14 protein-coding genes are annotated in these 13195 nt (G+C 53.3%); 7 read left to right on the forward strand and 7 right to left on the reverse strand.

What is annotated here, in order from left to right; translation table 11 throughout:
- Positions 1-53: 53 nt before the first annotated feature.
- The 3 genes from grxD to THS27_RS07905 all read right to left on the reverse strand — a co-directional run bounded on the left by grxD (position 54) and on the right by THS27_RS07905 (position 1737).
- A complete protein-coding gene (gene grxD / locus THS27_RS07895) occupies positions 54-389 on the reverse strand; it encodes a Grx4 family monothiol glutaredoxin (protein WP_085589612.1) in 336 nt (111 codons plus the stop codon).
- Between the two features lie 94 nt (positions 390-483).
- Positions 484-1392, reverse strand: a complete 909-nt coding sequence (gene rarD, locus THS27_RS07900; RefSeq protein ID WP_085589614.1) for an EamA family transporter RarD — start codon at positions 1390-1392, stop codon at positions 484-486.
- Positions 1393-1503: 111 nt separating this feature from the next.
- Positions 1504-1737, reverse strand: a complete 234-nt coding sequence (locus THS27_RS07905) for a BolA family protein (protein ID WP_085589616.1) — start codon at positions 1735-1737, stop codon at positions 1504-1506.
- 359 nt (positions 1738-2096) lie between these two features.
- Between THS27_RS07905 and THS27_RS07915 the strand changes: the two genes are divergently transcribed.
- The 3 genes from THS27_RS07915 to THS27_RS07930 all read left to right on the forward strand — a co-directional run bounded on the left by THS27_RS07915 (position 2097) and on the right by THS27_RS07930 (position 4512).
- Complete coding sequence (locus tag THS27_RS07915) at positions 2097-2621, forward strand: glyoxalase superfamily protein (RefSeq protein ID WP_246832889.1); 525 nt, start codon at positions 2097-2099, stop codon at positions 2619-2621.
- 17 nt (positions 2622-2638) lie between these two features.
- Positions 2639-3109 (forward strand): DUF123 domain-containing protein, encoded by a 471-nt coding sequence (locus THS27_RS07920; RefSeq protein ID WP_085589620.1) that lies wholly within the window; start codon positions 2639-2641, stop codon positions 3107-3109.
- Between the two features lie 308 nt (positions 3110-3417).
- Entirely contained in the window at positions 3418-4512 is a 1095-nt protein-coding gene (locus THS27_RS07930; RefSeq protein ID WP_246832895.1) for a helix-turn-helix domain-containing protein, read from the forward strand.
- A gap of 187 nt (positions 4513-4699) precedes the next feature.
- Here THS27_RS07930 and THS27_RS07935 read toward each other — a convergent pair whose 3' ends face one another.
- Entirely contained in the window at positions 4700-5623 is a 924-nt protein-coding gene (locus THS27_RS07935) for a LysR family transcriptional regulator (RefSeq protein WP_085589626.1), read from the reverse strand.
- 103 nt (positions 5624-5726) lie between these two features.
- Here THS27_RS07935 and THS27_RS07940 point away from each other — a divergent pair, with 103 nt between their 5' ends.
- Complete coding sequence (locus tag THS27_RS07940) at positions 5727-6524, forward strand: phytanoyl-CoA dioxygenase family protein (RefSeq protein WP_085589628.1); 798 nt, start codon at positions 5727-5729, stop codon at positions 6522-6524.
- Between the two features lie 46 nt (positions 6525-6570).
- Here the strand turns inward: THS27_RS07940 and moaA are convergent, their stop codons facing one another.
- The 3 genes from moaA to THS27_RS07955 form a co-directional block, all read right to left on the reverse strand.
- A complete protein-coding gene (gene moaA / locus THS27_RS07945) occupies positions 6571-7569 on the reverse strand; it encodes a GTP 3',8-cyclase MoaA (protein WP_085589630.1) in 999 nt (332 codons plus the stop codon).
- A 120-nt stretch (positions 7570-7689) separates the two neighbouring features.
- Positions 7690-8541, reverse strand: coding sequence for a hypothetical protein (locus THS27_RS07950; protein WP_085589632.1), 852 nt, complete (start codon positions 8539-8541; stop codon positions 7690-7692).
- A 115-nt stretch (positions 8542-8656) separates the two neighbouring features.
- Positions 8657-8842 carry a DUF3553 domain-containing protein gene (locus THS27_RS07955; RefSeq protein ID WP_085589870.1) on the reverse strand — a complete coding sequence of 62 codons (186 nt, stop codon included), beginning with the start codon at positions 8840-8842 and terminating at the stop codon, positions 8657-8659.
- A gap of 331 nt (positions 8843-9173) precedes the next feature.
- On the opposite strand from THS27_RS07955, the gene THS27_RS07960 reads away from it, so the two are divergent.
- The 3 genes from THS27_RS07960 to THS27_RS07970 all read left to right on the forward strand — a co-directional run bounded on the left by THS27_RS07960 (position 9174) and on the right by THS27_RS07970 (position 13130).
- A complete protein-coding gene (locus tag THS27_RS07960; protein ID WP_085589634.1) occupies positions 9174-9785 on the forward strand; it encodes a histidine phosphotransferase family protein in 612 nt (203 codons plus the stop codon).
- A gap of 154 nt (positions 9786-9939) precedes the next feature.
- Positions 9940-12606, forward strand: coding sequence for a chemotaxis protein CheW (locus tag THS27_RS07965; protein WP_085589636.1), 2667 nt, complete (start codon positions 9940-9942; stop codon positions 12604-12606).
- Between the two features lie 17 nt (positions 12607-12623).
- The gene (locus THS27_RS07970) at positions 12624-13130 is read left to right on the forward strand and encodes a chemotaxis protein CheW (RefSeq protein WP_085589638.1); all 507 of its coding nucleotides are present in this window, start codon (positions 12624-12626) and stop codon (positions 13128-13130) included.
- Positions 13131-13195 lie beyond the last annotated feature (65 nt).

The following is a 13195-nucleotide window of genomic DNA, read 5'->3' on the forward strand; positions in this document are numbered from 1 at the left end:
GCCCGCGATGTAACGCCGGGCGTGTTTTATAAATCAGATTCGTAACGCGAAAATCAGGCTGCTGCAGCAACGCCTTTTTCACGCATATGCTGGCCCAGTTCACCATTGGCAAACATTTCGCGAATGATATCGCAGCCGCCAACAAATTCGCCTTTGACGTAAAGCTGGGGAATGGTCGGCCAGTTCGAGAAATCCTTGATTCCCTGACGGATGGCCGGATCGACCAGAACGTTCACGTCCTTGAACGGAACGCCAAGTTCGGCCAGAACCTGCACAACGGCGGCAGAAAAGCCGCATTGCGGGAACATGGACGTCCCTTTCATGAACAGAACGACGTCGTTTTCGTCGATATCCTTCTGGATGCGGTCAAAAACCGGATTTTCGGACATTGCGGGTATCCTTGACTGTGATAATTGCGGTACTGCGCACGACCGCCGATATAAATGTTTCTGGTCGAAGATATGGCGCTCTGTGGCGTTTATGTCAACTGTTGGCGCGCAACCGGCGAGCAGTTCGCAAATTGTCCCATGTAAACAGCGCCAGACCACACCAGACAAAAATATATGTAATCAGATGTGCATGGGTAAAGTTTTCGCCAAACAGCAAAACGGCGACAACCAGCTGCAGGGTCGGATTTATATATTGCATTAATCCCAGCGCCCCGAATTTCATGTTGCGCGCGGCAAAGGCAAACATCACCAGCGGCACGGTTGTCATAACCCCCAAACCGATCAGCAGGGCGTCATGGCCTGGCCCGGTATGAAGAAACGCCATTTCGCCGTTGCTTTGCAACCAGCCCAGATAAATCAGGGCAGCGGGTAGCAGCGTCAGGCATTCAACAAACAGCCCGGCAATCGGGTCGGCGGGAATCATTTTACGCAGCAGGCCATAAAAGCCAAACAGGAACGCCAGGCTAAGGGCGATCCAGGGCAGGGTGCCAAAAAAGATCAGCAGGTTTAAAACCCCGGCAGAAACAATAACGACCGATAAAATCTGGATGCGGTTAAGTTTTTCATTAAGAAAAATCCGCCCTAATACCAGCATGATCAACGGCATGATGTAATAGCCAAGGCTGGCTTCAAGCGCATGTCCATGATTGACCGACCAGATATAAATCAGCCAGTTACCGGCAATCAGCAGGCTTGTAATAAATAACAACCCCATCGTGCGGGCCGAACGCAACAGGGTCATCAATGCCGGTTTGCGGCCCAGCGCAAAAATCAGGATCAGGGTTAAAATGGCGGACCACAGGATACGGTGGCTGAGGATTTCCATCGCATCGGCAAAGCCGACCGCATGAAAATAGGCACCCGCGACCCCCCAGGTAATAAAGGCAAACAGGCCGGCCAGTGGACCTGCCCCGATCAGGGCTGGTTTGTTCGCGTTCGACATATCAGGTGAACCAGGGTCAGTTATTGGGGCGTAATCTGGCCCCGGAAACCGGGTGCGTCCGCCCGGTTAAAGGCGGCGCATCGGGCAGGATTTCCGAAAACGAAACGGATTTTATTCAGGAACCGAGGTTTGCAGCGCCAGAGCGTGCAATTCGTCGCCCATTTTACCCTTCAGGGCCGAATACACCATTTGATGCTGGATTACGCGGGTTTTGCCACGAAATGCCTCGGAGACAACCATCGCAGCATAATGATCACCGTCGCCGCGCAAATCCTCGATTCGTACCTGCGCATCGGGAAGGGCTTCCTTGATCATGCTTTCAATTTCGTGGGCTGCCATCGCCATGTGTATCATCCTTTCTGGGGCAAATCCTGTGGCCCGTGCGGGTGGGCGGATTTGCCAATAAATCATTGTTGGTTCTGGTATATGTTGCGCCACCGGGGCTGTCAATCAAGGCGGGCGGGTTGAATGGTTTTGCAGGCATGTCGCGCCATTGACGGGTGAAGGCCCGGCGCGTTTGCAGCCAGATATGCGCCATCGGGGCATCATTGCGTTGAATTTTGCCAATCTTTGCGCTATTGCCTTTATCGGCCTTGCAACAGCCAGCCGTTCGCGCCCGCAAGGGAAGGTGAATGTTGCATTTGAAAATTATCGGTTCCGCGTCGGACCGGCAATGCGAACACCCGGCCTCCTGTCAGGAGACGATGATGCGTTTACAAAACCCGGTCGAACAAACCCCGCCTGACCAGGCGATGATGAAGCCCGCAGACGGGACTCCGAAAAACTTTTCCAATGATGCGGCTGATGGACTAAAGGCCCAGGCCAAACGCTTGCGTGCCGCCCTGGCAAACCGGGATGTGATGGTGTCGCACGCCGGTAGCCTGGAGCTGATGGCCCAAAGTTATGGCTTTCGCGACTGGAATACCGCCCTTGCCATGACGCGGCGTAATTCCACGGCTATCAGTATTGAAGATCTTGGCATTGGCAAACGCTTTGCCGGGTCTTATCTGGGCCATGCCGTATCGGGCAAAATACTGGGATTAACCCGTACACCTGTCGGTGGCGTGTATCGGATCGAGGTGCACCTTGACCATGCTGTGGATGTGGTGGCCTCGAAACATTTTAGTGGCTTTCGCCAGCGTATAGCTGCGCGGATCAACAAGGATTGCGAACCGGTTCTGGCATCGGGCCAGCGTGGCCCCGGCCTGTCGGTTGATTTGTTGTTATAGCGCGGCCAACCTTGCGAATGCTGCTTTTGCCCACCATTGATGACCAAACCCTCCGGCTGCTGCCCAAAGCAGCCGGAGCCTATATTTTGCACATTGACGTGAAAGCCGATGTTGTCCTGACTCGGCACCGGTTTGCCGGCAAGGTTATTAAACAGGGGACATATTTTTATTGTGGAAGTGCGCGCGGCGCTGGTGGCATTGCTGCGCGGGTCAAACGTCATTGTGCCAGCGATAAAAAGCCGCACTGGCATATCGATGCCCTGACAATAATGCCGGTTGGCAAGGTTATGTCGGTTTTGGCAGTGCCGAACGGCAATGAATGCGATTTATGCCGCTGGTTACGTGAACAATTTTTACTTGCGGTTCCTGTTCCCGGTTTCGGCAGTTCTGACTGTGCGGTATGCCCCGCACATTTGCTGGCAGTTCCAGGGGGAGCCTTAATGGCGGTTAACATATTGAACAGCATCAAAAATACCTCTTCCGTCTGAGTTGAAGGGAAAATGTTCGATGTTGTTTTATGGTACTCCCTGTTTATGATCGTCGGGTATGGTCTGTATCTGTTCGTAATTGATCCGGATGGATGGAAACGCGATAGTGGTGCGGTGCCGAAGGTTTATTTCCCGGATCATTTTGCGGTTTCGGGTGGCGTTTTAATTTCTGTTAGGCCTGATACATGCTTGAACTGAAAGGTGTCGCCCTGCTGATTATTGCTGTCGTCGGGATCGGCCAGGCGCTTTTTTTGATATTATTGCTGCTTCAGGAAGGCAAACGTGCCTTTCGGGCCAATCGCTGGTTGATGTTTTTTACAGCGATCGTTTGTATTATTTTTGTTGATAAGGTTCTCGACGTTTTCTTGTCTCCATTGATACGTTTGTATCTTGCCCCTTTATTCTCGCCCTTTGTTTTTGCCTCCATTCCGGCAACTTATTTGTATTTTCGCGAAATTTCCGGTCGTCCTGTGCCGCAACCGGCCAGGCATTTCGCCATTGTTTTGCTTGTCGCCATCTGCACATCCGTCATTGTCTGGGCTATTCATAGCAATACAGATGTAAACCGCCTGTTGTTGACAGATCAGGGGCTTGGTCTGAACTGGAAGGCCCCTGTCTCGGTAACGGCGTTGATGCTGGCGATGATTGCCGTGTATTGCGGGCAATTTATTGCCTATATGATTGCGATATGGCGAACATGTCTGGTCTATCACAGGCAGGTGCAACAGCAGTTTGGTCTTGATGGGGCGGTATTGCGCAACTGGACTATCGAGTTGCTTGTTGAAACAAGTGTTATCTTTGCGATTTATACAGCGATTAACCTGTTTGATATCTTTGTATTAAGAAGCGAATGGCTGATTATTCTTGCTCATTGCGGTTTTGTTTTGGTCTTTTTTCGTATCAGTCACGTCATCGCAACCAACCCTGCGCTTTTTGTCGAGGCAGGTGTGGCTGGCGTTTATGATGTCTTGGACAAAGAGGGGGTGCCGCCTGACGGTGTACCGGGAAGCAATGCAACATCGCGCAATCTTGTGGATGAAGATGAGGTCAGGCGCATTTGTCGACGGCTAGATAAGATCGTTACACGCGACGAGGTCATATTTGATCCCTTACTTTCGATGCCCAAGCTGGCCCAAATTGTCGGGGTGACACCTAATCAGCTTTCCTTCGTGCTAAATCGGTATCTTGGGAAAAGCTTTTTTGATTTTGTTAACTCGGTGCCAATTGATCACGCCTTGCGCTTGCTGGTCGAGGAGCCTGATCGGCAGATCCTTGATATAGCCATCAGCATTGGATTTAATTCAAAATCGACGTTCAATCTGGCTTTTAAAAAGATCACGGGGACAACGCCGTCCGCCTATCGGGCCGAGAATATGGCGAAAGACGTTGCACAGATCATTTGACCCGGTGAAAAAGCACAGCAGATTTTGCTTATCTATCCGGCCCCCTGTTAAAGATGGGGTAGGCGTGATGTGCCATGACATGTCATGGCACCGTGAAGTGATTGGTAAGGGCCTGGCGACCCGCTCGTCGATCAGGGATGTATTGATCGGTTTTGAGTGAGGCAGGCTGATATGACTGCAGGATATTTTAAGGGTCTAGCCCTTCCGCCTGATTTTTCTCGGTGAAAACACGGCAAATTATGTGATGGGCACTGTTTGCTGCCGCTAGCTCGGGCAGGTGATTGCTGCGTGCAAGAATGACAGGCTCAATCGCGGTTTGATCGCTGATTTTTCGGGTAACAACACGATTTCCATCATAGGAAAAATCGCCAGGTGGCAGGGTATAGGCAATGCCGATTCCTTCGCCGTTGGCCGCAAGGCTGCGCATGACCTCCAGCGAATGTACCCGGTGCGCCACTTTGGGGTTATGGCCGCCCTGGCGAAACAGGTTAAGCATATGGCGGACAGATAACCCTTCTTCAAACAGAATAAGCTGTTCGGTCGCGAGATCGGCAAAGCTAAGGGTTGGTTGCCGGGCAAGTGCGGCCTCGGCGGCCATAAAGGCGTGCGGTGAAACCGCTTTCAGTCGTGTTTTGTCGAAATTGGCGTCCAGTCCAAGGTCGTAGGTAATTGCAAGGTCAATCTGGCCTTCGCGCATGTGGCGCGCCAGATTTTCAAAGTTATAAATGCGCCAGCGAAGAACGACATCTGGCAAGCCCTGGCGGAGGGCCTTTAAAACCGGCGCCAGATAAAGGGGGGCTAAATCTTCAAAGCAGCCCAGTGTTAGTGTGCCATTCACAATGCGTGATAAGGATGCCGGGTCTTCCAGCCGTTGGGCCTGTATTAAAAGGGCTTCGGCCTCGGTAATATAGGTGCGGGCAAAGGCGGTTAAGGTAATCGGGCTTCCCTTGCGGCGATTAAACAGCTTTTGGCCCAGCCTTTTTTCCACCACGCTTAGGGCAACAGACAGGGCCGGTTGCGAAACATGCAGGTTTTGCGCTGCCTGTGCCAGGCTTCCGGCGCGGGCAACGGCCACCACATATTCGATCTGACGCAAGGTTAAATATAACATCAGACTAATTCTAACTTTAGAATGTATTATTGGAAGTTATTTTTGGGGTAGGGCAAATTTCTGGCATTGCAAGTATCCATATTGCCAGACAGGAGCTTTTGCCATGGTTCATCCCCTTGTATCCCTAGCCGATATTGAAGCCTGGCAGCGTGACGGTGTTGTTTTGATCCGGGGGCTGTTTGCCAACCATGTTGATCAGCTGGCCGCAGGCATTGAAACTAACATGAGACAACCTGGTCCCTATGCTGCTGAAAACCTGAAAGCGGGCGAAGGGGGCCGGTTTTTTGATGATTATTGTAACTGGCAGCGTATTGGCGAATTTGAACAGGTGATCCGCCAGTCGGCACTGGGCGAGGTTGCGGCAGATTTGATGGGGTCGCAAGCCGTTCAGCTGTTTCACGATCATGTCCTGGTCAAGGAACCGGGCACGTCCAAGCCGACCCCGTGGCATCAGGACAGCCCGTATTATTTTGTCGAGGGGGAGCAGACGATCAGTTTCTGGTCACCGCTGGACCCGGTGCGCGAGGCATCCTTGCGCTGTGTTGCCGGGTCGCATAAATGGCCGCGCGCCGTGTTGCCAACCCGGTGGTTGTCAGAACAAAGTTTTTATCCCAACGAAGATGATTATATGCCGGTGCCCGACCCGGATGCCGAAGGCATGGAAATTCGCGAATGGCATATGGCACCGGGCGATGCCGTCGCCTTTGATTTTCGTATCTTGCACGGCGCACGCGGCAATTTGACAGGTAACCGCCGCCGGGCCTTTTCTGTACGGCTGGTGGGCGATGATGCCCGCTATGTTGAACGGCCCGGTCCCACATCCCCGCCCTTTCCCGGCCATGACATGCAAGCCGGGCAAAAATTGCGCGAGGACTGGTTCCCGGTCATTTTTCAGCGGTGATGTCCCGCGATATTTGAACGGGCTTTATCGCGGCCTATGGGGTGGTTTACCCGCCCGTCATGCTCATATGGCGCGAAACGGCAGGTTTTGCGCCTTTGCGCTCGATCACGAAATCATGGCCCTTGGGTTTAAGCAGCATGGCGCGGTCCAGGGCATCATCAAGCAATGCCGGGTCGTTTTCGCGCAGAATTTCGCGAAGGTCGATATGGTCTTCCTGGCCCAGGCACATATAAAGCGTGCCGGTACAGGTGATGCGGACCCGGTTGCAGCCTTCGCAAAAATTATGGGTCATGGGCGTGATAAAGCCCAGACGCCCACCGGTTTCGGTAACGGAAACATAGCGCGCCGGGCCGGGTGTGACATGGTTGCTGGGCACCAGTGTCCAGTCTTTTTCCAGCCGTTCGCGCACTACGGTCAACGGCAAGTAATGGTCGGTCCGGTCGCCATCAATGTCGCCTAGCGGCATGGTTTCGATCAGGCAAAGATCAAAACCTTCCTGCCCGCACCAGGCCAACATGCGTGAAAATTCGTCTTCATTTTGCCCGCGCAGGGCCACGGCATTGATTTTAATGCCGATGCCGGCTTCCTTGGCGGCTTGCAGGCCGGTTAATACCTGTTCCAGGCGGCCACGACGGGTGATTTCGGCAAATTTCTGATGGTCCAGCGTATCGAGCGAAATATTAAGGCGTTTAACCCCGGCCCGTGCCAGATCATCGGCATAGGTGGCAAGCTGGCTGCCATTGGTGGTCAGGGTTAGTTCATCCAGCGCGCCGGATTTTAAATGGCGCGACAAATCGCGGATCAAATCCATGATGCCACGGCGCACCAGCGGTTCGCCGCCGGTCAGGCGCAGTTTGCGCACCCCGCGTGAAATGAAAGCGGTACAAAGCTGATCAAGTTCCTCAAGGCTCAGAACCTGTGATTTTGGCAAAAACGTCATGTTTTCCGACATGCAATAGGTGCAGCGAAAATCACAGCGGTCCGTTACGGAAACCCGTAAATACGAGACATGACGGCCATATTTGTCGATCAGCGGTTTGTGCACGGTTTCACTGCCTGAGTTTTGGATGTTCTGTTTGTTCCCGATACCCTACATGACAGATAGTGCATGGATGGGGGGACGGGCAAGGCCCGTCTCCTCACTTTTTGCGGAGCAAGGCTGTTATCAGGCCGGCCCGTCATTTTGCCAGGCTGCGGCTTCGCGGTTATGCAGGGCGGCAATGTCGCGATCAAGGTGGGCCATGACGCGGCGTAAAACGGCAACCTTGTCGTGGTCAATCTCGGCAGCCAGCAAGGCCGAGCGTTCCGGGCTGGACAAAATGGTACGTACATCGCGAAACATTGCGTGGATCAGTTTTATAAAATGATCCTCGGTAAATTCCCAACTGGACCCATTGCGATGGATATTGTCGTTTACCAGCTGAATGAACCAGTTTTTGCGTTTCTGGTAATCGGCAAAATGCATGGCCATACGCACAAACACCATCGTGATCTGCTTTGACACCAGCGGATTTGCCGAAAGGTGATCCCAGTAATCGGTGGCATCACGCATTTCGTCTTCTTCGTGGGCGTGGGTGTCGACAATGGCGCGAATTTCAGAATCGATCTGTTCGATGGTATCAGCCCCGACCATCATGCGAATCACCTGAAAAAACGGATGCAGCATTTCGCGCGACAGCGCACCGTGTTCCAGATCACCGGCTTCGCGGCCCTCGAGCAAATGGGCAAAGCGACTGACCAGCAGGCGGCCAAACGGATCATTGCGGATAGACGGGGTGCGCCGCGCATTTGCGGCTGTAACCTCTGTTTCCAGGGCGTGCCATGCATCGTCAAACAGGTTTGGTTGTGCTTTGAGCGACACCAGCGCCTTGTGGATGTCTTCCACACTAATTGCATTGCCCTGGCTGCGGGCCTTGTCGGCCAGCCCGGTGGCAAAACGCTCCAGCACGGCCCAGGCGGCGTCATGGTGGCGTTTTTTAAAGCTGTCCGGGGCCAAAGGCATTTCGCTGATTGTCATTTACAAGGTGTCCGCAATTGTTCGGGGTCATGAAAATGCGATGTCGCCGCTAGGGCTTAAGCCGCACTTTTCGCTATTTTATCACATTTTTTCGAAATGCAGGCGCGGAACTCGCCTATTCGTAACCCACGGCAGGTTCGACAATTTCAAGCGCAACGTGCCGGGTGCGAATAATCTGGCGTCCGGCCTCTTCAAAATTAACGGCAAGCCTGTCGCCATCAACCGCCTGAATGCGGCCAAGGCCCCAATCGGGCTGTGACGGGTGACGGACAATGGTGCCTGGTGTCAGAAGAAAATCCATAAAAACTGCGATCCCAACCATTAACGATGTTTATCAGGTGCCGGGTCGGGGCGAATTTTGCACCGGCTTGCGAAACCTGCCAACAGGGTGTTCTTTATTAATGTTAAATAAATCTAGCATCGCAAAGCACCGCTGACAAAGGGCGAAAAATATCATTCTGTCGAATTGCCATACGTGCCGATGCGATTTTGCCCTATCATCTAAATAAGGTTTTAATACCTGTTTTGCACATTAGGGTCCGGATGACGGTCATAACGGGTGTGATCCGGTTTTTTTATGTGGGGATGCGGTTTCAGGGGAAGCCGCACCATCAGAATCTGGAGCAAGGTGCATGCAACAGGACAGGCAGCTAGAGCTTATCCTGATAGAACTTATCAGCTCGCGTATTTGTCACGATCTGGTTGGCCCGGTTGGCGCGGTAAACGCCGGGGCCGAACTGATGGAAGAGGCGGGCGGAACAGACGACGAAGCCCTGGGCCTGATGCGACGCAGTGGACAGGAGGCCCAGCGCCGCCTGCAACTGTTTCGACTGGCTTATGGCCGGGCAGGCAACAGTGTTGATGCATCAACAATGCATAAAACAGTGATGCAGGCCTATGACGCGGATGGCAAGGTGACGCTGGACTGGGCGGATCACCGCGATATTGATGCCGTAACGGGCAGGGTTGTGTTGAACATGATCATGACGGCCCGCGAGGCCCTGCCATTTGGCGGTGATATTTCTGTTCAATGCGACTCCGACAGGAATATTCGCGTTCGCGCACAGGGAAAACGCGCAGCGATCAGACCGGAAATTGAAAAGGTGCTGTCAGGCCCGGTAGACCCGCAAGACCTTGATCCAAGGAACATTCAGGGCTTTTTTGCCCGGAACCTAGCTGAAAGATTAGGGAAGCGTCTGGTGGTAGAGGCAGAAGAAAATTCAGTCACTTTGATCTATGTTTAAAAAAATTGCCGTGCCAGTATAGTAAAACCGTATGCTAGGCTCTACCTACATGGTAGCTCTCGTGTAAGACGAGCAGAATTGAGTGGGCAGATTTGATGCGGTTGACGTCCCGGGTCCGGTGATGGTCTGATTGCCGGCATTGTGGAGGGGGTATATGGACGATCTTTTAAGTGAATTTTTGACCGAAACTTCGGAAAGTCTTTCAACGCTGGACGTTGAACTGGTGAAACTTGAGCAGAACCCGAACGATCCTGATATTCTGTCGAATATCTTTCGTCTGGTTCATACCATCAAGGGAACTTGCGGCTTTTTGGGGTTGCCGCGTCTTGAAGCTGTTGCCCATGCAGGTGAAAACGTGCTGGGTAAAATTCGCGATGGCGAACTGATCGTGACCCCTGACGCCGTGACGCTGGTTCTTGAATCGATCGACACGATTAAATATCTGTTGAGCGAACTTGAAACCAACGAAACGGAACCGGAAGGCAACGACGCCGATCTCATCGCCCGGTTGAACCATTTTGCCGATACCGGCACATTGCCTGCTGCCGGGGCTGCCATGCCCAAGGCCGCAGCAAGCACGCCGCCGCCTCGGCCTGAAATTTTCCTGTCGCCCGAGACAGAGCCGGAAGTAACCCCTGAACCAGAGCCGGAGCCCGAAGAGCCCAAGGCTCCTGCGGCAGCGGCCAAACCGCCATCAGCCCCGAAATCGCAGGCTGTTCAGGCGGCTGCACCCGCACAGGATGCCGGTGCCAAGGCCGACCCGCATGCGCGGAACGAAGCCAAGGAAAGCACGGTTGCGGCACAGACCATTCGTGTGAATGTCGAATTGCTTGAAAACCTGATGACACTGGTTTCCGAACTGGTGCTGACGCGTAACCAGCTGTTGCAGATGGTACGTGGCAAGGATGACAGCGAATTTACCGTGCCGTTGCAGCGTTTGTCGCACATCACCACCGACCTTCAGGAAGGTGTGATGAAAACCCGTATGCAGCCGATTGGCAATGCATGGGCCAAACTGCCGCGTATTGTTCGCGATCTGGCCCTTGAAATGGGCAAAAAAATCGATCTGCAAATGATTGGTGCCGATACCGAACTGGACCGTCAGGTTCTTGAACTGATCAAGGATCCGCTGACGCACATGGTTCGGAACTCTGCCGATCATGGCCTGGAAGATATTCAGGGCCGCCGTGATGTTGGCAAACCTGAAACCGGAACGGTAACGCTGAACGCCTATCATGAAGGCGGTCATATCATTATCGAGATTTCCGATGACGGGCGCGGGTTGAATGTGCCCCGTATCAAGGAAAAGGCGCTTGCCAATGGCATCGTGTCCGAGGGTGAACTGGAAAGCATGTCGGATCAGCAGATCCACCAGTTCATTTTCAAGGCCGGTTTCTCGACCGCGGAAAAGGTTACATCGGTTTCCGGTCGTGGTGTGGGTATGGACGTGGTTCGTACCAACATTGAAAAGATCGGCGGCACGGTCGAACTGAAATCGGTTGAAGGTCGCGGGTCGACTTTCATTATTAAAATTCCGCTGACCCTGGCCATCGTTTCGGCTCTGATCGTTGAAAGTGGCGGCGAACGTTTTGCCATTCCGCAGATCAGCGTTCTGGAACTGGTGCGTGCGTCGAGCAATTCCGAGCATTCGATTGAACGGATCCACGACACGCCGGTTTTGCGCTTGCGCAATCGTCTGTTGCCGCTGGTTACGCTTAAGAAAATTCTTGGTCTGGACGAGGCTGCCGAAAGCGACGTCGATGAAGAAGCCTTCATCGTTGTGGCCCAGGTTGGCACTTACAGCTTCGGTATCATTGTAGATCGCGTTTTTGACACCGAGGAAATCGTGGTCAAGCCGGTGGCACCGATCCTGCGTGATCTGTCGCTGTTCTCGGGCAATACCATTCTGGGTGACGGCAGCGTCATCATGATCCTGGATCCGAACGGCATTGCAACCCGGACCGGTGAAATCACCGTTGGTGGCCAGCAGGGTGTTGAATCCAAGGCCAAATCCGAAAGCACCGATCGCGAAACCACCTCGATGCTGGTGTTCCGTGCCGGTGGGAATGAAGTTCGCGCCGTGCCGCTGGCACTGGTGGCACGACTGGAAGAAATCGATGTGGAAAGCATCGAATATTCCAACGGGCGCCCGCTGGTTCAGTATCGTGGCAAGCTGATGCCGCTGGTCTTTATTGACGGGGCCTATCAGATGAAGTCCGAAGGCCGTCAGCCGACCCTGGTATTCCAGGATCGTGAACGGACAATGGGGCTTGTCGTCGACGAAATCGTTGATATTGTTGATGATGTTCTAAATGTTGAATTGACAGCCGATCGTGATGGCCTGGTTGGGTCTGCCGTGGTTGACGGCAAGGCAACCGACCTGATCGATGCGGGTTATTATCTTGAACTTGCCTTTAGCGACTGGTTTGGCAAGGAAGAGGCAACGGGCGAGAAGAAAAAAGTGCTGTTGGTTGATGACAGCCCGTTCTTCCGCAATTTGCTGACGCCGATGCTGTCGGTTTCCGGGTTCAAGGTAACGTCGGTTGAAAGTGCCGAACAGGCGATTGAGCTGAAAAACAATGGCGCAACATTTGATGCCATCATCAGCGACATCGAAATGCCTGGCATGAACGGTTTTGAATTTGCCGAAAGCCTGCAAAATGACGAAGCCTGGGGCGAAGTTCCGATTATTGCCCTGTCTTCTCATACCAGCGAAGAGGATTTCGAACGGGGTCGTCGGGCCGGATTTAGCGATTATGTTGCCAAATTTGACCGCGATGCCCTGGTGTCGACCCTGATCCAGACGCTGGCAGCTGTCTAAGTCGAAGGTAAAGTATCATGAGTGACAAAAACGCACTTGTCCCCAGTTCCGATCGCCACTCGGCCCTTGATCTGGGGGGATCAACCAAGGATTTTGTGACGGCGACAATCGGCAAACAGATGTTTGGTATTCCGGTTCTGACCGTTCAGGATGTGCTTGGCCCGCAACGTATTACCCGCATCCCGCTTGCACCCCCGGAAGTGGCCGGTTCGCTGAACCTGCGGGGCCGTATTGTTACCGCGATTGATGTGCGCAAACGTCTTGGCTTGCGCAACAAGGAAGTCGAAGATCCGGGAATGAGCATCGTTGTCGATCAGGGGGGTGAACTTTACAGCCTGATGGTCGATCAGGTCGGTGAAGTTTTAAGCGTGCCGCAAAACGCCTTTGAACGGAACCCGGCCACACTTGATCCGCGCTGGCGGGAATTTTCTGATGGCATCTTTCGTCTGGAAAAGAACTTGCTGGTTATTCTTGATGTGACCCGGCTGCTTGATTTTGCCGGGTCTGTAAAGCAGGCGGGCTAATGTCGGTCTGTTAAAGATGTTCCGGGCGCGCCCGGCGCCCGGATATTGCCGGTCGTGGCTTAACA

Source organism: Thalassospira sp. MCCC 1A01428 (assembly GCF_002115825.1).
In the GTDB taxonomy this organism is placed as follows: domain Bacteria; phylum Pseudomonadota; class Alphaproteobacteria; order Rhodospirillales; family Thalassospiraceae; genus Thalassospira.

Excerpts from the sequence above, each read along its gene's own strand:
- grxD (WP_085589612.1), bottom strand. The coding sequence starts at position 389 with ATGTCCGAAAATCCGGTTTTTGACCGCATCCAGAAGGATATCGACGAA.
- rarD (WP_085589614.1), bottom strand. The coding sequence starts at position 1,392 with ATGTCGAACGCGAACAAACCAGCCCTGATCGGGGCAGGTCCACTGGCC.
- THS27_RS07905 (WP_085589616.1), bottom strand. The coding sequence starts at position 1,737 with ATGGCGATGGCAGCCCACGAAATTGAAAGCATGATCAAGGAAGCCCTT.
- THS27_RS07915 (WP_246832889.1), top strand. The coding sequence starts at position 2,097 with ATGATGCGTTTACAAAACCCGGTCGAACAAACCCCGCCTGACCAGGCG.
- THS27_RS07920 (WP_085589620.1), top strand. The coding sequence starts at position 2,639 with ATGCTGCTTTTGCCCACCATTGATGACCAAACCCTCCGGCTGCTGCCC.
- THS27_RS07930 (WP_246832895.1), top strand. The coding sequence starts at position 3,418 with ATGTTTTTTACAGCGATCGTTTGTATTATTTTTGTTGATAAGGTTCTC.
- THS27_RS07935 (WP_085589626.1), bottom strand. The coding sequence starts at position 5,623 with ATGTTATATTTAACCTTGCGTCAGATCGAATATGTGGTGGCCGTTGCC.
- THS27_RS07940 (WP_085589628.1), top strand. The coding sequence starts at position 5,727 with ATGGTTCATCCCCTTGTATCCCTAGCCGATATTGAAGCCTGGCAGCGT.
- THS27_RS07950 (WP_085589632.1), bottom strand. The coding sequence starts at position 8,541 with ATGACAATCAGCGAAATGCCTTTGGCCCCGGACAGCTTTAAAAAACGC.
- THS27_RS07955 (WP_085589870.1), bottom strand. The coding sequence starts at position 8,842 with ATGGATTTTCTTCTGACACCAGGCACCATTGTCCGTCACCCGTCACAG.
- THS27_RS07960 (WP_085589634.1), top strand. The coding sequence starts at position 9,174 with ATGCAACAGGACAGGCAGCTAGAGCTTATCCTGATAGAACTTATCAGC.
- THS27_RS07965 (WP_085589636.1), top strand. The coding sequence starts at position 9,940 with ATGGACGATCTTTTAAGTGAATTTTTGACCGAAACTTCGGAAAGTCTT.
- THS27_RS07970 (WP_085589638.1), top strand. The coding sequence starts at position 12,624 with ATGAGTGACAAAAACGCACTTGTCCCCAGTTCCGATCGCCACTCGGCC.